General features: G+C 49.1%; 21 protein-coding genes and 3 pseudogenes. 6 read left to right on the top strand and 18 right to left on the bottom strand.

The features are described 5' to 3' along the window. Positions 1-7 precede the first annotated feature (7 nt). Positions 8-185, bottom strand: a pseudogene (locus HA48_RS22635) (DNA cytosine methyltransferase); the annotation flags it as partial. Positions 186-268: 83 nt separating this feature from the next. Here HA48_RS22635 and HA48_RS15845 point away from each other — a divergent pair. After that, a complete protein-coding gene (locus tag HA48_RS15845) occupies positions 269-1,078 on the top strand; it encodes a hypothetical protein (RefSeq protein ID WP_128602184.1) in 810 nt (269 codons plus the stop codon). Positions 1,079-1,164: 86 nt separating this feature from the next. On the opposite strand, the pseudogene HA48_RS22630 reads toward HA48_RS15845, so the two are convergent. The 3 genes and pseudogenes from HA48_RS22630 to HA48_RS15835 all read right to left on the bottom strand — a co-directional run. Beyond that, positions 1,165-1,370, bottom strand: a pseudogene (locus HA48_RS22630) (transposase); the annotation flags it as partial. A gap of 365 nt (positions 1,371-1,735) precedes the next feature. After that, positions 1,736-2,602: a DNA adenine methylase gene (locus tag HA48_RS15840; protein WP_128602183.1), complete on the bottom strand. Its 867-nt coding sequence runs from the start codon at positions 2,600-2,602 to the stop codon at positions 1,736-1,738. Between the two features lie 3 nt (positions 2,603-2,605). Further along, positions 2,606-4,282 (bottom strand): ATP-dependent nuclease, encoded by a 1,677-nt coding sequence (locus tag HA48_RS15835; protein WP_158086972.1) that lies wholly within the window; start codon positions 4,280-4,282, stop codon positions 2,606-2,608. Positions 4,283-4,746: 464 nt separating this feature from the next. Here HA48_RS15835 and HA48_RS15830 point away from each other — a divergent pair, with 464 nt between their 5' ends. After that, the gene (locus HA48_RS15830) at positions 4,747-5,784 is read left to right on the top strand and encodes a tyrosine-type recombinase/integrase (RefSeq protein WP_128602181.1); all 1,038 of its coding nucleotides are present in this window, start codon (positions 4,747-4,749) and stop codon (positions 5,782-5,784) included. 57 nt (positions 5,785-5,841) lie between these two features. Here the strand turns inward: HA48_RS15830 and HA48_RS15825 are convergent, their stop codons facing one another. Together HA48_RS15825 and HA48_RS15820 are read right to left on the bottom strand one after the other, a co-directional pair. Further along, positions 5,842-6,417 (bottom strand): PIN domain-containing protein, encoded by a 576-nt coding sequence (locus tag HA48_RS15825; RefSeq protein WP_128602180.1) that lies wholly within the window; start codon positions 6,415-6,417, stop codon positions 5,842-5,844. Further along, on the bottom strand, positions 6,414-6,872 hold the full coding sequence (locus HA48_RS15820) for a helix-turn-helix domain-containing protein (protein WP_128602179.1): 459 nt from the start codon (positions 6,870-6,872) through the stop codon (positions 6,414-6,416). Before HA48_RS15820 ends, HA48_RS15825 begins: the two co-directional genes overlap by 4 nt. Before the next feature lie 226 nt (positions 6,873-7,098). On the opposite strand from HA48_RS15820, the gene HA48_RS15815 reads away from it, so the two are divergent. Continuing rightward, positions 7,099-7,887 (top strand): nucleotidyltransferase domain-containing protein, encoded by a 789-nt coding sequence (locus HA48_RS15815; RefSeq protein WP_244182876.1) that lies wholly within the window; start codon positions 7,099-7,101, stop codon positions 7,885-7,887. A gap of 161 nt (positions 7,888-8,048) precedes the next feature. Here HA48_RS15815 and HA48_RS15810 read toward each other — a convergent pair whose 3' ends face one another. Beyond that, positions 8,049-8,645, bottom strand: a complete 597-nt coding sequence (locus HA48_RS15810; protein WP_128602198.1) for a DUF2913 family protein — start codon at positions 8,643-8,645, stop codon at positions 8,049-8,051. 550 nt (positions 8,646-9,195) lie between these two features. Here HA48_RS15810 and HA48_RS15805 point away from each other — a divergent pair. Then, a complete protein-coding gene (locus HA48_RS15805; protein WP_128602178.1) occupies positions 9,196-9,867 on the top strand; it encodes a coiled-coil domain-containing protein in 672 nt (223 codons plus the stop codon). A 224-nt stretch (positions 9,868-10,091) separates the two neighbouring features. Here the strand turns inward: HA48_RS15805 and HA48_RS22625 are convergent, their stop codons facing one another. The 3 genes from HA48_RS22625 to HA48_RS15795 all read right to left on the bottom strand — a co-directional run bounded on the left by HA48_RS22625 (position 10,092) and on the right by HA48_RS15795 (position 12,469). Beyond that, positions 10,092-10,238: a tyrosine-type recombinase/integrase gene (locus HA48_RS22625; RefSeq protein WP_244182874.1), complete on the bottom strand. Its 147-nt coding sequence runs from the start codon at positions 10,236-10,238 to the stop codon at positions 10,092-10,094. 45 nt (positions 10,239-10,283) lie between these two features. Further along, a complete protein-coding gene (locus HA48_RS15800; RefSeq protein ID WP_244182873.1) occupies positions 10,284-10,871 on the bottom strand; it encodes a resolvase in 588 nt (195 codons plus the stop codon). A 77-nt stretch (positions 10,872-10,948) separates the two neighbouring features. Further along, positions 10,949-12,469: a recombinase family protein gene (locus HA48_RS15795; RefSeq protein ID WP_128602177.1), complete on the bottom strand. Its 1,521-nt coding sequence runs from the start codon at positions 12,467-12,469 to the stop codon at positions 10,949-10,951. A gap of 428 nt (positions 12,470-12,897) precedes the next feature. Here HA48_RS15795 and HA48_RS15790 point away from each other — a divergent pair, with 428 nt between their 5' ends. Next, positions 12,898-13,269: a hypothetical protein gene (locus HA48_RS15790; protein WP_128602176.1), complete on the top strand. Its 372-nt coding sequence runs from the start codon at positions 12,898-12,900 to the stop codon at positions 13,267-13,269. A 1,145-nt stretch (positions 13,270-14,414) separates the two neighbouring features. Here HA48_RS15790 and HA48_RS15785 read toward each other — a convergent pair. The 3 genes from HA48_RS15785 to mobA form a co-directional block, all read right to left on the bottom strand. Then, the gene (locus HA48_RS15785) at positions 14,415-14,672 is read right to left on the bottom strand and encodes a hypothetical protein (RefSeq protein ID WP_128602175.1); all 258 of its coding nucleotides are present in this window, start codon (positions 14,670-14,672) and stop codon (positions 14,415-14,417) included. 262 nt (positions 14,673-14,934) lie between these two features. Next, positions 14,935-16,896: a TraI/MobA(P) family conjugative relaxase gene (gene traI, locus HA48_RS15780; protein WP_128602174.1), complete on the bottom strand. Its 1,962-nt coding sequence runs from the start codon at positions 16,894-16,896 to the stop codon at positions 14,935-14,937. Then, positions 16,896-17,237, bottom strand: coding sequence for a plasmid mobilization protein MobA (mobA, locus tag HA48_RS15775; protein ID WP_128602173.1), 342 nt, complete (start codon positions 17,235-17,237; stop codon positions 16,896-16,898). The genes traI and mobA overlap by 1 nt, the downstream gene beginning before the upstream one ends. 241 nt (positions 17,238-17,478) lie before the next feature. Here mobA and HA48_RS15770 point away from each other — a divergent pair, with 241 nt between their 5' ends. Then, a complete protein-coding gene (locus HA48_RS15770) occupies positions 17,479-17,736 on the top strand; it encodes a hypothetical protein (protein ID WP_208613143.1) in 258 nt (85 codons plus the stop codon). A 108-nt stretch (positions 17,737-17,844) separates the two neighbouring features. On the opposite strand, the gene HA48_RS15765 is transcribed toward HA48_RS15770, so the two are convergent. The 5 genes and pseudogenes from HA48_RS15765 to HA48_RS22620 form a co-directional block, all read right to left on the bottom strand. Next, a complete protein-coding gene (locus tag HA48_RS15765) occupies positions 17,845-18,366 on the bottom strand; it encodes a DUF5983 family protein (protein WP_128602172.1) in 522 nt (173 codons plus the stop codon). A 5-nt stretch (positions 18,367-18,371) separates the two neighbouring features. Beyond that, positions 18,372-18,719: a hypothetical protein gene (locus HA48_RS15760; RefSeq protein WP_128602171.1), complete on the bottom strand. Its 348-nt coding sequence runs from the start codon at positions 18,717-18,719 to the stop codon at positions 18,372-18,374. Between the two features lie 88 nt (positions 18,720-18,807). Continuing rightward, on the bottom strand, positions 18,808-19,380 hold the full coding sequence (locus HA48_RS15755) for a hypothetical protein (protein WP_128602170.1): 573 nt from the start codon (positions 19,378-19,380) through the stop codon (positions 18,808-18,810). Next, on the bottom strand, positions 19,377-19,526 hold the full coding sequence (locus tag HA48_RS15750; RefSeq protein ID WP_128602169.1) for a succinate dehydrogenase flavoprotein subunit: 150 nt from the start codon (positions 19,524-19,526) through the stop codon (positions 19,377-19,379). Before HA48_RS15750 ends, HA48_RS15755 begins: the two co-directional genes overlap by 4 nt. A 370-nt stretch (positions 19,527-19,896) precedes the next feature. Continuing rightward, positions 19,897-20,118: pseudogene (locus tag HA48_RS22620) on the bottom strand (DUF905 family protein); the annotation flags it as partial. Positions 20,119-20,639 lie beyond the last annotated feature (521 nt).

Genomic DNA, 20,639 nt, shown 5'->3' with positions numbered 1-20,639 from the left:
CAATCTACGCGAGCCCACGGATCTATTTTCATAACCGGAGTGCTCCCCTTTGCTTTGCTGAAATGCCGGCAATCAGGTGAGAACCACACTATGGCAACAGGCTTACCCGCCGTAGCGACCTTAAGATTGATGTCGAACACCGATTCGCAATAATGCAGTGTGTTAGGATGATTGATTATGTGCATCGCAATTGCATTAGCATCTTGATTGATGGCTATATCAACTGTACGTTAAACAATCTGATTAATTTCAAGTTGATGGAGCAAGTATGATCGAACAAAAGGATGTCGATTTTCTCTACGAGACTTTTTTAGATTTTATAGTAGAAGACAAACAAAATCTCTTGAAGACGTTTAGCGAGAGGTTTCAGCTAGCGGTTACAATGGAGGTCACCTTAACTAACTGTAAGCCTGAACTTTATAATCGAGTTCATACGAAGACCCTAAAATTATCTGAGCTATGGTACTGCTTTGAATTACTTACTACGGCTACAGAATATGGATTTGGTAATTTAAAGGAAAAATCTGAAGAGGAAAGAAACATGGAATGGCTCAAGACACAGAGAGTTTCAGTCATGGGCAAGATTGAAGCAGAAAAACCCAAGAAGCAAAACCCATTTGTTAATGTAGATTCAACTTACACCCCATTTGGTAAGGCTCGCTTGCTAAATGAGAAATACTTTCATGATAAATGGTTCTTCTTTGCCTACGAGAGTATGCTATGGGCGTTTACCTTGACTCATGTTCAATCAGATAAATTATCGAGAGACACGATGACCATTTCATTGTCTCGCTACCTTGAAAACCTAACGAAACAAGCCCAAGGTGAGCAAATACATTTCCTCACTCGTGGATATAATTCTCTGATGGGTAATAGTAGTGACCGGACTGATTCTTCATACATACTATCATTTATTTATGCGTTGAGATGTTGCTATGTTCATCAAGGTGAATTACCAGATAGTTATCAGATACCAATCGAGTACAAAGAATTTATTGTTGATGAGTGCATAAAGTTTCTGACAGGTTATTGCTCGTTGGCATATTCAACAGTTATAGATGAACTCTATTTATCCTAAATGAATATATTTCCCATCGTTTAAAAGGCCGTTCATAAGCTATCATGGCAGTAGTAACAGTTGAATCCAGATTAGTTCAGGTAAGGATCGCTGGCCAGCTTCTTCAGGCGAAGGTTTTCCTCTTCGAGCTGCGGCATATGTTTCAGTTCTAAAAGAGAAATCCTGCCGTATTTTTTGCACTGGGTATAAAATGTGGCGTCGGAGATACCCAGCTTCAGGCATGGACGTATCTAGCTCAGCCTGCTTTAGGGCAAAGACAATCTGTCTCTTCAGTAAATCGTGACTTTTTCATCGGAACAACCTTCGCTCATGTGAATCATTATCTTGCCGGAATTCTGTTTCTGAATGGGGCTGGATTTTGGTCAAGGTCATGAATGCGTTTATGGTTTCTTACGGTCTAGAATAACCCCTCGCATCTCCCTTCGCGACCACAGCGACTTAGCTTTAACATACTACTAACGAATAACATAATTATGTTAACTTTAAGATTGTAGTGAATTTTTTCTAAAACTATGTCATCTCTTCATCAAGGCTTAATAAGTTAACTTAAAATCAACAAATCCCATTGAAGCCTGTCAGTTCTGCCTTATGGTTTTAGCAACTTATTAGCCATCCCGCCAAACGCTACTACTTATTATATTATATCAATATGAGGGACTATACTTTAAAATTTAAACTTTTTATATTAGAGTAAATTTCAATCCTCTTACTTACAAAAAGTAACTCAGTTGCTTTCTTCTTTGTAGCTAGGCTGTAATTTAAAGAATAAACTCTAGGGTAGTATTCTTTATACAGATCTATGATTTCTTGGCAATTGTCATAGGTTACAATCCATTTGTAATCATTCAAAGCATTAATTTTGACAAATAAATTACCATGATCTTCTCTATCAAAGAAATTTGTATATAAATCTTTTCCTTTGCCATAATATGGCGGGTCGAAAAAAATGAAAGCACGGTTTTTATCCTGTTTTTTTATAACTTTTTCAATAAATTCAATGGCATCAAGATTGTGCAGTTCAATACAATCAGCAGAAAACGATATTTTTCTAATTTTATCAATCAGACCTAACTTATTGAATCTACAATCTAGTTTATAATTTCCCTTTTGTTCCTTTCCACCTATTACCCCAGCTTTTAATATGCCTGAACGATTTGTTCTATTCAGGAATAATGTTGAAAAAGCTAGGCTAAGAATGTCAGCTTCTTCCTTCTGTTCATATATTCCCTTCTGAATATACCATTCATCAATAGTAACAGGAGTGTCAATGATCTTATTTATTAATTCTTCCGTATTGTAAAGAATACAATACCACAGCGAGTAAATAGCTTTGTCATAATCATTGAGGATTATTTTTGATGCAGCACCATCAAAAAGAAGAGATAAAGCAAGCCCAGCTCCCCCACTAAAGGGTTCAATATAGATTAAGGGTTTTACCTCAAATGTGCTCATAAGCTCTTTCATGAATGGTTTAAGTTGAGCTTTTCCACCAGGATATCTCAGAGGAGAGTGAGTTATAGGCATGAGCTAGTTGCCACCGCCGATTGAAGGTAAGCCTCTGATTTTATTGATGAAATTAATCCTGTTATAGAATTCACGCTTAAACTCTGAGCTATCAACTGTTTTTGCATAATACGTTACGTATTGTTTAAACCGAACTATATCAGTTTCAGCCCATTTCTTACAGGTTTTTACAGGTATCTTATCGGATTTTAAGTCCTTAACAGAAATGCTTTTCATTCCAGCACTCTTAAATTGGTTGATGAATATTTCTTTTTCAGTTTGGAATTGTTTGAAGAATTTATCATCTCCGGGAAGTGACAAAATAAAGCAGATTATTCTTTTTTCTAAAGCTAAATTATCTGAATCTGGTAGAATTAAAAATGTATTTTTATCTTTTATTTTGTCGGTTTTACCTTTTACGTCAGCATCAAATATTACAAAAGATTCATTTAGCAAAAATGGGAAATTCGAACATAATTGAGTTAATAATGTATAGCTTGTACCAGTGTTCTCTGGGTCAGAATTTAAGTTGGAATTAAAGTTGATTAAAGAGAGTATGTCTTTTTTCTGTATTAATGCTTTGATGAAATGTATCGCAATTTTATCTTCGCATAATATGTTTATTTTTTTGTGTTTAATTATCTCTTTTGGATCTTCAAAGGTTAATTCCTTATATGCTGAGTTATAGTCTGGATTTTTAATAATGTTGTAATTTCTATCATCCCCTACATTAGCTTTGCTAATAAAGTTTAGTATAATTTTTTCTTTTTCAATATTTAATTGATGCTTTATATTTATATTTTGAATTAGATGAAGTGAATGAGTGGTAATTATTATTTGCACATTGTATTTATTAGACCATTTGAAAAGATAATTAAAAAGGTTCAATTGAGCAATTGGGTGTAATCCACTTTCAAACTCATCAATGCATAGAATCCCATTACCAAATTCACTTTTGTTATCATATGCTCTTTGAAAACCTACCAATTTATTAAAGATAGCACCTAAGTTATCTTCACCTGATGAAATTGCTTGATAGTCATATTTAGCATTTTCACCACATGGTGCAAATGTAGACTTCGTATTAGCTTCATAAACTGCGGTAAAATCCTCGTAATCCATGCTTGGTAATACACTCTCGTAGAAGTCTCTTTGTAGATCCTTTTCATAATCAGTTAGCGCACTAATTGTATCATCTGGTTTTGCATTAGTCCCCACTAAAGGTAGTAATCTTTTTAAGTTTAAAAAGGATGTATTATAGGTGAAATTTCCGTCTCCCTGCTCATGCCCGGATATCACTATTCTGTGACGTTCCGAACCATCTTTGGCTAGTCTGACAGTAACCGTTTCTTTCAAAAAATCTTTTTTACCTACATCAAAGTAAATATCATACTTATCAGGACCTAAGTCATATTTTGTTGAGAATTTAAAAACTTCATTTATAGAAGTTTTAAGGGGTTTTCCAAATGCGTCTTTTGATTCGCTGCCGAATGGGTGTGCAATTAAACCCATTACGGATGTTTTCATAGTACCATTGCGGCCAATGAGTACAGTAATATTTCCACCTAACTCTATTCTTCGATCAGAAAAACTCCTGAATTTTGTTAAATTAATGGCTTTAATAGCCTTAATTTGAATTCTTTTATTGTCGTTAAACCCTAATTCTTTTTTTGCTTTAGCATTAGTGTATTTAATTTCCATACGTGTCCTATAAATAACTTCCTTTATCATTTTTCTTGAGTAAATTTGTGTGCTGTAAAGAAGTATATGTTGCTATTTTTTTGTTTAAGTCCCTAGATCAGTCAATTTGATGGTTCTTCACAGCCATTTGGCTCATATTACAACTTTTAAGTTGTCGAATCACTCCTTATGTAAATCCGTTTCATAACTTACCTCGCTGTAATCTAAACTTATATAATTATGTTTATATAAGGCCAGACAAACGAGCAAAACCCCTGTATCATACGGATCCGGGCCGGATCCTGCACGTTATGGCCATTTGTAAGAGAAGGCGGGACCTGAATGCCGCCCAGCTGATAAAAAGGGTGGGCGCAGGTGGTTAAAAATCCGGCAGCGCTGTGTGAAATCTGGCGGGCATCTGCCCTGCTTTTTCTTCAGAATTCACGTAGCGCTGCTGTTAGACAACGGGTAAATACTGAGCATACATGAACGAACTCTCCGGTTTTACCGGTGTGGCCCTCAGCGGCAGCGCCGATGACGATCTTACCGCAAAGCTTGCTGCATTCGTCCGGCACCGCGAGGCATTCTCGCCTAACACGTGGCGCCAATTGCTCAGTGTGATGCGAATCAGCTGGCGCTGGGCGCAGGAAAACCGGCGATCGTTCCTGCCAATGTCGTCGGATGACATGCAGGACTACCTGTTTCACCTGCAGGCCATTGGTCGTTCGACTTCTACCATATCGGTGCATGCAGCACTCATCTCAATGTTACACCGTAACGCGGGACTGGTGCCTCCGACGGTGTCGCCCGACGTGGTGCGTGCCAAGAAGAAAATTAACCGTACGGCCATCGTTTCCGGCGAGCGTACCGGGCAGGCGGTGCCCTTCTGTCGGCCGGATCTGAATCGTCTTGATGCTGCCTGGAAGCATTCACCCCGGCTTCAGCACCTGCGGGATCTGGCCTTTATGCACGTGGCTTACGGTACCCTGCTACGTATGAGCGAGTTGTCCCGCCTTCGGGTGCGGGATATTTCACGGGCGGCCGACGGCCGCATCATTCTCGATGTGGGCTGGACAAAGACCATCCTGCATTCGGGTGGGATTATTAAAGCGCTCAGCGCGCGTTCTTCTGAACGGCTGATGGAATGGATTAACGCAGCTGGTCTGGCTGGCGAACCTGACGCGGTACTGTTCTGCCCGGTCCACCGATCAAATAAAATCACCAAGGTCTCGACCGTGCCCATGAGCGCCCCCTGCCTGGAAGATATCTGGCGCCGCGCAAGGCATCACGCTGGAGCGAAAACTCCCCTTAGAACGAATAAGGGACGCTACTCCAGCTGGAGCGGCCACAGTGCTCGCGTTGGCGCTGCGCAGGATATGGCCAGAAAGGGCATATCCATTGCACAGATCATGCAGGAAGGCACCTGGACACAGACTCAGACGGTCATGAGGTACATACGTATGGTAGAAGCTCACAAAGGCGCCATGGTCGCACTGATGGAAGCGGACAGCTGGCCTGATTAAAGGGGGCAACCCATTAATTAGCCTGGCCCGCTCCGAACGCCATTAACGTGCGGGTATTCAGATTAATGCGGCAAGAGGTCGTAACCGGGAGACGGTTTCCGGAAGCTGCTGTCGCAGCAGGCAATCGAGAAACTCATCGGGCGTGAAAGGCGGAGACAATAGACTGGCGCGCTGGCGCCGGGCCGCGTCAATCACAGTGGTGATGTCCAGATCAGTTAGATCCGTGATAAAGCTGTCAGGGTGAATGGCACGCAGATTCCATACCGACAATACCTCATCAGGAAAATCCCTGAGGTTAAAGGTCACAATACCTTCAGCCTGGGTAACAATCGCAGCGGCAACGACGTGACGATCGTCTTCATCAGGCAGTCCCCTGATGGATTCAACCAGAGACTGATATCCGGTTACCAGCGCATCCGGTACGTGGCGATCCATTAATGCGCGAACACGTTCCAGCTGTGTCCGGCTAAGCTCAGGGCGATTGAGCAATACGTTACGGATCCACTCTTCATGGATATCTTCACTCCATCGCGCGCGAAACTGCCCGCCGGCAGCAAGGTACATCAGGAAGCTGCGCAGAGGTGCAGGATAGAGAACGCAGGCGTCAAATACTACGGTATAACCTGAACTCATTCGTAACCCAGCCCAAGTTCCTGATCGAGCGCGCCGAGCTCATCAAGCGCATCATGCCTCTGATTAACCAGTTTGTTGCGGTATGCAAGCGCGTCTACGTAGCGAATTTTACGACGATTTCCCGTACGATGGTAAGGCAGCTCGCCATTATCCAGAAGACGAATCAGTGTTGGACGCGAAATGTTAAGCAGATCGGCCACTTCCTGCGTTGTCATCTCTGCCCCGACCGGAACAAGGCGCACCGCATTTCCTTCACCCAGCTCGGTGAGTACATCTACCAGCATACGCAGCGCGCTGACCGGAATACTGACATTATGGATCTGGCCACGTTTGTCAGTGAGTGAAACCTGTTGTGACTCTGCGCGTGTTTCGAGCACGGCGGAGAGTTCCCGGCTGCACAGGCGCGCAAGTTCCGCTTCCTGCAGGGAAGGAAGCTTATTCTGAAGCTGTGTCATGAACACCTCCTGTATCTATTATTCGAAATTTTCGCAAATGATGGCGTTTTATGCAACCGCATTATGGTGTGACGTGTAGCTTAACGCTGCAGGAAGGGTTCCTCTGGCGGAATATGTGCCAGCATCGCAGGGAACGTTGTGCTGTGTGGCACTCTTTACCTGCACAGGGTTTACAGAACGAGTGAACTGTCTTGGCCTGTCCTTCATAATGTAAGCATATTCCTTGATGAAGCTGAGAAAAATGGCTGTTGATGAAACCGGTTTTATCTCTGTCCCTGACGGAAAAAATTTACAGCCTCAGTTCAACAATGTGATTAGCGATGTTGCTGAAGCTCTTGTCATTTCTCAGGCAGACAACATACACAGCATCTACGTCTACGGGAGCGTGGCTCAGGGAACCGCCGTAGAGACGGTGTCCGATCTGGATATCACGGTTATTTTCAGTCGTGAACGCGTCGGGACTGCATCGCCTGAACTGACTGAGGTTATCAGGTCGCTTGAAGAGGCACATCCGGTAATCAGTAAAATTGACCTGGACACCGGCACCCTTTCCACTGTGATGGATCCTCAGCAGCTCAATCGATGGGGATACTGGCTCAAGCACCATTGCGTCTGCGTATACGGCGAGGATTTACGCGAAAGTTTTGCGGCCTTCAGGCCTTCAAGGGAAATTGCCGTTGCCGTAAATGGTGATTTTTTTAACGTGCTTAATGATTACGCTTCCCAGATGAAATCGTCTTCAGAACCCGCACAACGGCAGAGACTGCAAAGAGCTGCGGCCCGTAAAGCCATCCGGTCAACGAGTATTCTGAGGACTGAAAAGGACCGGGACTGGCCAGCCACGCTTGAGGAGCAATGCGAGTGGTTTAATGAACGGTACCCGGCACTGGCTGAGGAGATGGACTACTGGCTGGCCATGAGTTATCGCCCGCGTGGTGACATAATGGCATTCGCTGGCAGGATAATGACATTTGCCTACTGGCTGAATGCAGAATTTCACACGCGTCAGCGGTGACGCAGAGAACGGTTACGGATTAAAAGCTGAACACTGTGCTCTGGATAGCCAGTAACCGATGGTCACTGCCTGTTGAAGTGCTGACTGAAACGTCAACCTGCTCAGTTCCTGTCTGACTATACGAGGAGCGTAAAAAGTGGTTAAGCGGAACCGGAGTTCAATTATCCTTCCTCAGTACAAATCATTAAATGATGCAGCAGGGGATCCGCTGTGATGGCGTGACGCTGCCATCCTGCGCGCTTCAGCAGCGCATCCACGGCAGGAAGAGCGGCGGTGATACGGACAGCGAGAGGGTTAACCTGACGCCCATCGTCATCGAAGCCGGTTTCCAGATCGTTTTTCCTTAAAAACACTCCCGGTACCTTCTGACTCAGTTTAACCGCATAGCGCCCTTCCCATTCAGACTCAGTGAGAACGCCGTAATTAATACCCGTCAGCGTAATGGCGTGCATCACGTGCTGGAGGCGGAATAAATCATTCTGCGCCAGCAAATCGCTACTGCTTGCCCGCCAGAGATATTCCAGCTTGCCCGGAAGATCCGCCCGAAGCCCTTTCTCCCTGCCTTCCCTGAGCAGCCAGCGAATGTCATTAGCCAGTTCACGCCGGAACAGACGTTTCTTCTCTGCCGTCGCCAGCCACCTGCATAAAAAGAGATTTTCCTGCGCAGCGGAACTGACGGCTCCGGTCTGACGCGCCATGTTCAGTGCGATAAGTCCACACCAGGCAAGGTGATCGACGTAAAAGTTTGAGGTATCCATATTTTGATTATATTTAGAGGACATTTAGATGCCACTCCATCAGGACCGGGGAGTTGATAATTAATAGTCGATCCTAACCTGCGCGGGCTTGAATTTCACCCTTGTTTATTGGAATGCAAGTAAAATGTATATTTGGCTTGAGGCTGGTAAATTATGCAATTATACCAGAAGCGCGCATTGGGGGGCCGAGCCCTTGTGCCGCAAGGGTTTGCTTAAGTTTGCTGGAAAGAAGGATCCTTTACGGGGTTTGGATAACCCTCTATATTGCGGTTAAAACCAAATTCCGGATCCTTCCTGCGCGATTTATTGAGCTGGTTCCAGCCCCGCTGCTGGAAAATAGCGGTATAAATGCCCAGACAACGCTACGTGAAAATTCACGCATGAACAGCCTCACTACTCTCCTGCAGAATTCACCAAAACGCGTCACCGCGCTCGCCTTCGCCCCAAGTGCCGATTTTGTAATCTCGGTGAGGCGGCGGTGGGAAGGTGCTCAGCGCGTTTTATATCTGTTATATTAATTTTATTTCAGTGAATTAAGGCACCCGGCCCAATGTTCAACCTGTTCGGATGGATCCCCCTAACAATCAGAAACCACCCTGTCATAACATGGATTGTCTGGAGCGCTGCACTGGCTACCGTTTCGACCATTATCACTTCAGAGGTGCTGAATAACACTACACTGGCTGAAATGAAGGTACGCAACGAAGGACTGACTTCAGATATTGCATACTTACGTGAAGAGATCCGGACTGCGCATAGTCGCTACGATGCGGCGCAGGCAAGCCGTGAAGAGACTATCAGTAAGCGGGTCGCTGAGCTGTCAGCCGGCTATCGGGAGAACGTTAAAAGCCTTGAGGAGCGGAATGAAAAGCTCGTGCTGGAGAATGCTGACCTGAAAAGCACGCTCAGCGCACTGCGCAGCGTTGAGCGCCGGCAGAGCTCGGATCGCAAAGAGACCAGGCTTAGCAAACTGAGCGCCGCCCTGGAACTGAATATCAGGCAGATTGCAGAAGCTCAGCAGCTGCTCTACAGGACCAGCGCCAGCGCAGGCTATGACAGGGCAGCATGTGGAAAGAAAAGTGCAAATGTTTATTCTAACATCTGCGAACAGGCTTCAAAGCAGGAATCGCAGGTCCGGGCCCTGCAGGAAAAAATTAGTTTGCTTGAAAGACAGGGCAAAAATTTGAGTGACCAGATAATAGCCCTGGAAGAGAAAGAGTGACAGCCGCCTGCAGCAGTCTGACCCGGGAAGGTTCCGCATCCGGGAATTCTGGCCGAGCAGAAGCACGAGTAATAAGAACGGCTTAACAGGTCCTGACACCGCTGCGTGTAACCCCACGCTCGGGCCCGGGATCCGCCGTGGTACTTACAGGAAAATTGTGACCGGCCATGGATGAGAAATCAGCGGGCTGAGGGTTGACCGGGCAGCAGCAGCCTGCCGGCCTCCTAGGCATCCATGGAGAAACGCACGCCGAGCTGGCGGGTGACGTCTAGCGCAAACACCCGCGTATACCACTCGGTGGACTTCGTGTCCTTATGACCCATCAGCGTCTGGATCACCTTCTGCGGCACCTGGTGCTGCACGAGATGCATCGCAAACGAATCCTGGAACGTCTTGGGCGTCACGCGCGGCGGCCATCACCGCCTGCGAAATCTAGCTGCGCGCGGTGTCCTCGCTTTTAATGTCCCACAGGCGCGCGCCGGCTGCCGGCTGCACCGTCGCAAACCACTCCCGTAAGCGCTGCACGAAGCCCGGATCGGTGAGCGGCACTGCGCGCGGGGGGTTCTCGGTATCTCCGCCTCGGTTTCCCGCTCCGCCTGCTGTTCTTCCTTCGTCGGGCGGCTGCGTGCGGCTTCCTCAAGCTTTCGCTGCTTGAGCGTGCGCAGCACCACGAAAGGCGAAGAAAGCGTGGCGCCGGTCAGCGGATCATCCAGCGCAAAGTCCTTCCGGGTAAGCAGCAGAATCTCGTTAATCCTTCCGCCGGTGTTCCACAGCGCGTCAATAAAGAGAAGCTTTTTCGGGTCGGGCACCTTCGAGAGCAGCATGGCCACCTCGGGGACGAGTAGGTAGCGCGGCATGTCGGTGCCGTACGCGGCGGCCAGGTTGCGCAGCGCCACGGCGCTAGATCCGGTCACGTTCTGACCGGTGACATCGCTACGCGAAATCTGCATCACTTCGCGGGTAAAGCCTTTAAGGGCTAAGTGGTCAGAGATAACGGTAGCCATACGTCATATCGCGTAGCAACTTAGCTGTACACCATAATGTAAAGACGAAATACACATCTGATCAGACTATCTTCGTTTTAGAGATAGACTTCCTGCTGCTCCAAAAAGGCCAGTGCATCGAGTATTGAAGACCATCCAACAAAGCGTGTCAGCGGATAATTGTGGATTTTAATTCCGTTGTGCATAAATACATCGCAGGTTTTAGCTTCGGTATTCATTCGGATTTCACGTATGAGACTACGGGCAATCATCTGATAGTCTTTGCGATCATCAATGTTGAGTACGCTAAGCGCAGCGGCTGCTTTATTATCCCTTATTTGCCTGACCTCGCTCATGTCTCTTTCCAGATCCCTGATTTCACGAGACAAGATTTTTGCACGTTCACTCAGTTCCTTTACATCAGGAACGTTTTCAATGGCCCTGATGATATTTTGCAGCTGCATGGTTAGCGTGAGCCGGCGTACAGTTAGCGACTGGAGCGTTTCCTCCTGTGAAGTGTGCGTAGTCGCTAAAGATGCTTCCCGAAGCAGGCCGGTAATTAAATAGCGGTCAGTCAGATCTCTGCGTATCGTAGGGGTAACACAGCGTTCTTCACGACGCATGGAGCAAACATAATAGCCGTATCCTTTCGTGGTTATGCCAGTGAGCACCATTGAGTGACCACAAACACTGCAACGCATCAGACTTCGAAATACATTGATAAGATAAGGATTAAAGTTTCGATCTTTGCGGCTTTCTGGTTCCCAGAACATCAGCTGTACACGTTCAAAATCCTCGTTACTGACGATGGGAGGATAGTATCCCGCGATATCTTCATTGTCGGACGATTTGCAACTTTTAGAAGGAACCAGATAGCCTATAACTGCTTTTCTACTGAGTAACCTTTCAACGGAAGAAGAGTGCCACTGAGCAACTTTACCCTTCAGGTTTTCCAGCCCTTGTGAATTAAGCGCCTGGCGAATTCTGCCGTATGACAAACCTTCCAGGCGCATCCTGAAAATTGACCTGATAATATCGGCTTTGTCTTCAAGAATATCGAAACCATCGCGGTTAGCATTTACCTTTAGCCAGTACGGACACTTGGTTGTCATAATCTTACCGCTCAGGGCCGCTTGTTTTCTCTTTTCTGCCCAAGACGCCCGAAGTCGCTTCGATTTGAGCTCACTTTCCTCATTGGCGCGTTGTGCAATCAGAATGGCTTTAATTATGGCAAAAGGTTCATTAAGCGATTCACGCGAATAAAGCATATTATCGCTGAGCGTAACGACGTTTACACCGGCCTCCAGAATAACGCGCAGGCGGCTGTTTGCATCGCCAATTTTCTCCCGTGAAAGCCTGTCCAGGCTCTCAATAAGAAGAACAGTACCGCTTTCGATCAGGCCCATTTCAACTGCAGCCATGAATACTGAAAAGGCACCCCTTGAAGCATGCTGACCATGCCATGCGCTCATTCCCATATCTTCATAAGTGACAGGGTCGAGATAATATTCTGGGTTATGACTAAGCCAGTCTTCAATGAGTTTTTTCTGCCGTCTGGCAGAATCTCCCTGAGCCTGCTGAAGTGATGAAAACCGTAAATACGCTATCGCCTTTTTCATAAGAATCCGCCCTCAATACTGAGTCAGATAGGCTAAGGTTGCATTGACGTTATCGTGTTTAGACTGAACATCTCACTGTGATGAGAATACTGGTCGCACCAGAACAAATCTGTTGCTTCGGTCCGGTTTTAGCTGAAATGTTTTATAAGCAGAGAATTTACAGACCTTCCCGAGCTTCTGCATAATCCCCGTGCTCTTAAAGTGGCGCGTGAAATGGCTACCTGGCAGTAGGTGACTGACATCAGGACATCTGACGAGCCAGCTCTTAATACAGGCAGGCGAAACTGATAATGCACAAGACCTTGTACATAACCTGGCACAGAAAGTGACACAGAATGCGTGTGAAGTGACTTCTTAAAGGAGATGTCCATAATCCTTCTCAGCTCTCGATATGGAACAACATAACTTTCATGGATTATTAAATCGATATGCAAACAGCCCACATTTATGTAACAGGTAGCGGTAACCCGCATACACGACTCGGTTTTGCACGCGTCCTGATTGAGCAGGGTACCCGGAAAACGCCGGTTATCTTTAATTATGAAAACACAACTTATAAGCGCAGCCAGATTCAGGGCATGATTGATGCTGTGCTGCAGCTGGATTCTCCGCATCATGTAGTCCTCATCAGTGCTTCTCCGCTGGCGGTGGAAAAAGCTGAAATGGGTGAAGGGCCTAACCGGGATCTTATCTACGAGCTATACCGCGTTCTGTCGGCGAAGGGATGTACGTACGAGTTTGATTTTCGTGTAGGGCGGGCAAAAGAGATAAACAAACTGCTGTCAGACCATAACGTCTGATTTTGCCATTCTCAGCTTCTGCTCACTGTATGTGAATGATAAGTCATTCATTAGCTAAAAACAGCGCAGAGAGCCATACAGGCGCTTCAGCCGCATAAATTACCCGCCCCCAGCCCTTTCCTGTCTGACCGCCGTTTAAGCAGCGGCCTGTCAGGCGCACTGAAGTCAGACGGTCGTAGACGAAAGAAAGAACCCGCAGCACTACTCACAGCTACTCCAAAGTCATAGTTACAACACCCATTTATCAGCCACTGCAGTTCCGACCCTTCGGGTCGGGCGGCCGGGGCTGGTCAGTGGGGGCAACCGGGCTTCAGGTACGGCTCAGGTCCTGCCGGAGAGGGGCGCGGGGTTTCAGGATCTGCTCGGGGTTAGTGTTCAATATGAGTGTCTGTGTTTGTTGTAACTAAAATGCTATTGCCCGCCGTTAGTCGGCGGGAGCTACTTTTGACGCGAAGCGGCTGATACGAACCGGCGCGGATAAAAGTCCGCTGCAAGGACGGGTGCTGAACAACTTTTATATTTAAAGGTAATTAATAACTTTCCTTTAAAAGAAAGGAGATTAGTTTTTGAAAAGGATCATCGCAGTTGTAAAAGCTCGTTCAGCGGTTAATAGGTAAACTTCCCTCCTTTTACGCCAATAGTCAGCAAAGCGTGCATAGTGGTTGGTCAGCCGGACACTGGCGCTGTGCGCATGTGACGCAGATGCCACGTGGATTGGTCACGGCGCTAAGGCTTCACCGCTCATATTCGGGATAAGCGACATCAGGCGTTGTCATAAGAGTGTTCAGACGGATGAGAGAAACAAATGAAGCAGGAAGTTATTTCCCGGACAGTATCTTGCCGCCGCCGTCACTGTGGCCAGCCGGTTTTAGGCTGTACGCCTCAGGTCGCCGCATGCCCTGACACCGTAGCCCCTACCCTGCTGACTGAAGGCTTTACCGTTCAGCCAGCAGGTATCGTTCTGTGCGTTTTGGTTCAATGTAATGAGTATCTGTTGTAGACGGCTGTCGATGACGTACACGGTGGCGTTTAGCTGGCCTGGTCTTTGATTGGTCATGGAGCCCCTTACCGAAAGTTCAGCAAAAGGCCGCAGAAATCACAGTTTCATCTGGTACGGTGTCAGCTAAGTAGGTGTCATTCAGCGCTCAGACCGGCACGCTTAACCGTCGGACTGCGGCGGCGTTGGAGCAGAAACCGATGGCCCCGCCATCGTGCTGTTCGAAGGTGAGCTGGCCGCCGGCCAACGCGCATTTCTGGTGCGCCAGAACGTAAAGGGTGCTCACCACCTGAGCCCTTGCATTAGGCTGATTTCTCCACAACATCACATAATGTTCCAGCGACTCTTTCAGCATCGCGCCGTGGAAGGTCGACGCCTCAAACATGCTGAGCGAGTCTTTCAGCACTTCATTCGCCGTGGATTTCTCCAAGCAGAAATGCTAATGCACCCATGCGGTAGGCTTTAGACGTCGCGCTGACACAACCCGCACTTTATCCCACTTTCAGCTAAATTCATCGTCCGCCGCCGTGACACCCCTGTAGCAACGTTTCAGAAGGGTCCTCAATGGATACGCCGAGGTGCCCGATTGCTAATTTTACAGGCCTTTAACCCTGTGCAATCAGCGACTGAATACTTACGTTTGGGTTATGTCTCTTCTGTTGATCTCCTTACGGTCGTGGTAAATCTCTGAAAACAGGGCGCACATTTTCATCGTCCCGCTGTTGAGGTTCTGCCTGTTTCAGCTCTGGTTGTACGTCTCGATTTCTCAGGCTGTTTTCGGTCGCATAGATGCTGGCCATCTGCTCAGGATCGCTCACTTTAAAGGTGCGCCCGTCCTCTTTGGTGATGTTTCTCACCACACCTGAATAAAGTACACGGTTAACAGCCTTCTGATCGCCGCTCAGAACCGTAGCATCTCCACTTCGCCAGGCTGTCAGCTCAGCCGCCAGATCATTGTTGAAACGATCGGACTTGCTATCAGGTGCGGCGTAAACCTCGACCCTGTCACCAAAGTCGGTGACGGCCGGTTTACCATCGCGCAGGTAGCTGACCGTTCCGTCACGCAGCAGTCGCGTATCATGTTCGCTCGATTTAAACGTTGGAACATCATCACCCGGGCCATAATGAATAACGGCGTTCGGTTCCGGCCACCCATTGTTCTGCTGACGTGCGGCGCGTTTCTCACGGTAAGCCCAGCCACGCATCTGACTGAGTGCCGCAGCGTCACCTTTCACCGCTTCGCGCTCAACCCATGACTTCCAGCTCAGCGGACGGGCTTCTCCGGTGTCTTTAAGAGCCTGACGTTCCTCGCGCAGCTGCAGGCGCAGTTCCGCCATGGCTTTCATCTTTTCAAACTCAGCCACCCGATACATCAGCTTACGCATCAGCGGATCCCTGACGGTCTCGCGTACGTGGGCTTTGGCCACAACGCAGTGAGACGCTATCTGACGGAACCGCTCGCCTGCGCGCAGGTCAGGTTTTTCCCAGCCATTACGATAAGCCTCATAGCGGGCACGGAGAATGTCGCGCGCTATCGCACGGGCTTCGCGACGCTCCCGGCGTGCTTCCTGATCGCGCACGTGCAGCTGCGGCATGTAGCAGGTTTCCATTGCAAGCATGCCGTCTTCAGGGCGGTCAGAATTATATACAGGAGGTGCTGGCTGATACTCGCCATGCTGATTGACCATTGACGTCAGGCTGATGTCCGGATGGACATCAGAAGCTTTAACGCTGACCTCTTCGGAATTCATCAGGTCATACACGGCAAGGCCACCGTTCTGTTCGCGCAGTCCCAGCCCCCGGGTGTACAGAATGTTATGCAGGCGATCCCAGCTCAGCTTGTCCTGAGCAATCGCGTCAGAGAGAACCTGACGGGTCTCACGTACGGCATAGCCATGCAGGCTTTCTTTGTCTGAGAAGATTTCACGCCTGGCGGCGCCGCGCGGAGCAGAGGGCATATCGCGACGGGTACGATGGAGATCACCATATTCATCCATATGCCAGCTGCCGTTATCGACTTTAAAGCCGAACTCGCGCTCAAGCACACGGCAGCACTTCTGCAGCTCGTCAGCGTCGTTCCACATGTTTTGCGCGCGAAAGGTAGCAGGATGAACGCGGTTAGCCGACACGTGGCAGTGGATGTTGTCCGTGTCACGGTGAATGGCGGCAACATACTGATGTTCTTCCATGCCCAGCTGTTTGAGGCTGTAACGCACGGAGCGGAAAATTGCATCCGGCGCCGGGTTTTCGTCGCCCTGCCAGGAAAGAATAAAGTGATAGACCGCATCCTTGCAGTGTCGGTTCTGCGAGGCTGTGAGGTTCATTTCAGACGCGGCGGTTTCCAGAGAGAAGCAGTTTGTCTCACACAGCACTTCACCGGAAAGCACGCGCTGAATGCCCTCCGGTGAAATGCTGACAATTTCGGCCGCCGGTTCAGCACGTTTGCGCCCGACGTAATCAACCAGCTGACCAAATCCGGGCGTGGAGACGTACTCTGTTTTGGCATCGTGGACCGCCTCATGCGTCACGGCTTCACCCGGTTTCTTTTCCTCGCGCGTGCTCACGTAGTTAACCAGCTTTTTAAAGCTGGTCTTCTTATCGCGGCGCTTGGGCGGGATGATCACGTTCATCAGTCTTTCATTTCCTCAACGGGAACCGGTGTCATGTCCAGCGCGTTAATGGCGTGCTTGATGCTGGTGAGTACTTCAGAAAACTGATGGCTCAGTTCGGTAGTCATGCTTTCCTGCATCTGGGTATACAGGTGCTTTTGCAAACCGCCCAGGCGCAGGAGCTCGTTCATCATACGGATATCTGTACGTACGGTAATACGTCGGTTAAGTGCCGTGCGGCGCAGGTACTCAGAAGTCGTCAGTCCGGCGGCAGCGGCTTTCTTGTTAATGGCCTCGAATTCCGCCTCTGTGCAGCGGCACTTAACCAGTTTTTCCCTCTGACGCTTTTCGCTTTTCGACATAACTTAACCTTGGCACATTACCCGGGTCTCGGGGCGGAGCCCTGAGCAGGTCGTTTTGGGAATCACTGCCAGCGTGCTGGCGGTGGTCACAAAACATTTCCTGCCCAGCATTTAAATCAATAAGGCGTATTTTGCCACTTAGCTGTTTAAAAGTAAACCGGCGTCATGTGAGGTGATGGGGTGGAAATAGTGATAAAAATCCAGCAAAATCGGTCCTTTACCAATAAGAAGTAAACAGGAAATGGCGGCACGTAATGTTTTCACACAGCAGGAACTGGATGAGGCGCGCAGAAAGCTGGAAAATCTTCCGGATTTAACGTCTCAGCGCATCACGAGAGAGGGTGCGCTGGAAAATCTGAAGGACACCATTCTGGTGCTGGCGAAAGAGAAAGGTTACACGGTAGCGGATATCAAGTCGGCACTGGATGCCATGAATTTCCGTTTCAGTGAGAAAGCAATTTCTGCTGTGGTAAATGAGGGAAGTGGTAAGAAAAAGTGAATTCAGCGAAAGTCTGAGCCGGTGCAGCAGAAAACCACATCGCAGGACAACCAGCCTGCCTCATGAAAATATCCGGCAGGTATTGTGATCACCTGCCGGAATTCCTCATTACCAGTTGTGGACGTTGAATCCTTCCAGAAGATCCGCATCAGCATCAAAATGAATCATCGATACCTGGCGCTTTTCTGACAAAAAGGTGACAACGTGACAGAAGTTATCAGACAGCCCTTCCCTTCTCATTTCCTCAATCGCATCCGTACTGGCAGACAAACTAATTAGAAATCCATATCGCGTTGGGTGTATCCAGTGATATGCGCCATCTCCACCGCTCAGCCTGGGTGATAATGATTCAAGAATCTCAGAATCATTATGCGTCATGTGCGCGTTACTGATTACTGCACAGCGACAGATTTCCGGTTCATCAGGCTTACTCAGGGAGTCTGTTTCGCTGCTTTCCAGCTGCTGAACCGCATCAGAAATGGCGCGTTCTGTGATGTCATATATCTTCCCATGTTCCTCATGGATCAGCGGACGGCCCAGGCTGAAGGAAACAGAATCAGCAACCAGGTCGGCATATCCTTCGTGCGAACTGTTAATACCTCCCGAAATATCAGTGATGGAGATTTTCATTTCATTCAGTCCCACTGTGCAGGTTCATCAGATTCCGTAGCGAAGTGCATACGGGCGGTGTTCAGTGCACTGTAAAAGAATATTTCACCCTCATCCGGCCAGCAATGTGCACATAAGTGCATAAGGTCTGTCAGAAGATCGGTGACGGCAGTCTCTGCCGGTTCGGTACTGTTTCCGATCCCCGTTTGCTCCGCAAAATTTAGCAGTGAGGATGCCGCCAGGCTGATGCGCCGGGCGTTGTCGTTCACCTCTTCGGAAGCTTCTGCCCGCTGTGAAAGTGCCCGTAAATCAAGGATGGTGAATGTCTCTTCAGACGTTGAAGCGGTCAGTAAGTTGATGGATTCGGATTTCATTGTGAAGACCTCTGTAATGCTGTGACGCTCAGGATGCGACAGGAAAAAAAACGTCATGGGGCCAGATTTCCTCCGGCCCCTCTGCGCATCAGGCGCAGACTTTACGGTTATAAATCACCTTAAAATCGGTGTACTCAGGACCGTCCCGCAATGGCTCCAGCCGCACCACGTTCTCCGCCACGCCGTTCATGGTCAGCACGCGCTCTATGCCTGCGTGCCAGTCTTCTGCCGCGTTCAGCGGAAACCAGAGGTTACTGTTAATCCCGCTCAGCAGCGGGTCAGCGCAGACGTGCACGCCGCGCCCGTGTCGGGTGCTTACGCTAACCGTGACGGTCAGTTCGCCGCGGATCTGACGCGTAAATGATGCGCGAACCAGCTGCGTCACCACGTCATCCCAGCTCCATTCCGCGTCATCCGGCACCGGCAGTTCAATGCAGCGCAGGGACTTACACCCCGCGCGCGCCATGCTCTGCGCCAGCCCTGATACGGAAGGCTCGCCGCAGCTCGCGTCTGCGCCGGTGATCCAGTTGCCGTGGTGATAAAACGCTTCGCCGCCGTTATCCAGGCGGATAAAGGTGTACTCACCCAGCACGCGGATGATGTCGTTCTGCGTTACGTCCGGAAGCGCGGCGGGTAAATTCAGGGCAGTTGCGATACTCATATCTGCACCTTCAGCTGCTGACGCACGGCGCGCATGAAGTGCGGCCACTGGTTGAAGGTCATTTTTGGTACGCGCACGCCACGTCCGCTATTTAAAGCTTTTACAAATGCCGTTGCCTGTGCGACGATTTGCGGGTCAAAAATCATATTACTCTCCTAAGTATCTGGTCTTTGATAAGGCAGCCAGCTCGAACTGGCCGCCGTGAATAAAGCAGGGGAAACCCTGCTTTTTTTACGCCTGTTCGTTGCCGCCCTGCTCCAGCTCAGCGGTCAGCCACTGGCTCGCCTTGAGCCACGCCTTTTCACTCTGAAGCCCGAAGTGTGCCAGCGCGATGCGCCCGGTTTCTTCCCAGACTTGTGACTCTTCAGCCGGAAGCACCACGTGATTGACCGGCACCCGCCGTGCCACCGACTCAGCTAAGTTGCTGACGATATGCGCCATAAGCTCACGGCGCTGGGTGAGCGTCATCGGGACGTCATTCAGGTCGGTCAGCGCCGTCAGCTGATCCTTCAGGGACTGACGCACGCCCCGGCTGTTGATGTACTTTCGCAGCCAGTACCCGGCGTCATGCTCAAAGCTGAAGGTGCGCCAGATGAGGCTGCCTGACGGCTCGCGCACGACCAGTCGAAAGTGGCTGTCCTGATCGTCTTCAATGAAAACGTTGCTGAAGGCTGCCGTGATGTTTTCGGCCTGCTCGCGCGTAAAAGCGCCGTCGCCCAGCGCCGCGACGCAGCGCATTTCGGTGTTGTCAGTCTGGGTTGAGGTCATGATGTGCTCCTGTCTGAAATAAATGATCCGGCTGACCGCCGCGCGGTGCCTGAAAAGCCCTTCTCTGACGCGGGGTTCTTCTTTCCGGTCTGGCCTTTCGCGGCAAAGGGCAAAGGAGCAACGACGAAGCGAGGGCAGAAAGGGGCGACGACTGAAAGTTTTTGCGGCCCCTGGCGAAAAGTTTCTGGCGGCGTGCATTTCACCCCTTTTTGCCTGAGCCGGCGGTGCTACGACCAGCCCTCCGCGCAAGGGCTGGCCGGAAGGCAGAGGAGCGTCAGAAGGGAAGTTTCAGACCGCCCCGCGGGCTGGCCTTTAAGTCCCGGCGGGGTTTGCCGGGACGGTGAAAGGGACGGCGAAGCCGGCAGCAGCCGTTGACCTCAGCCATCAGACCGGAACGGCTTGCGGCCGAAACCCGCATGGGTTCGGTGGCGCTTGGCGGCTTACCGCTTAGCGACATAGCGCTCGACGACCCGGCTTGCCGGGGAGCCGAA

Source organism: Pantoea wallisii (assembly GCF_002095485.1).
In the GTDB taxonomy this organism is placed as follows: Bacteria; Pseudomonadota; Gammaproteobacteria; order Enterobacterales; family Enterobacteriaceae; genus Pantoea; species Pantoea wallisii.
The sequence above is the reverse complement of the archived record's forward strand: the minus strand, read 5'-3'. Positions and strand labels throughout refer to the sequence as shown.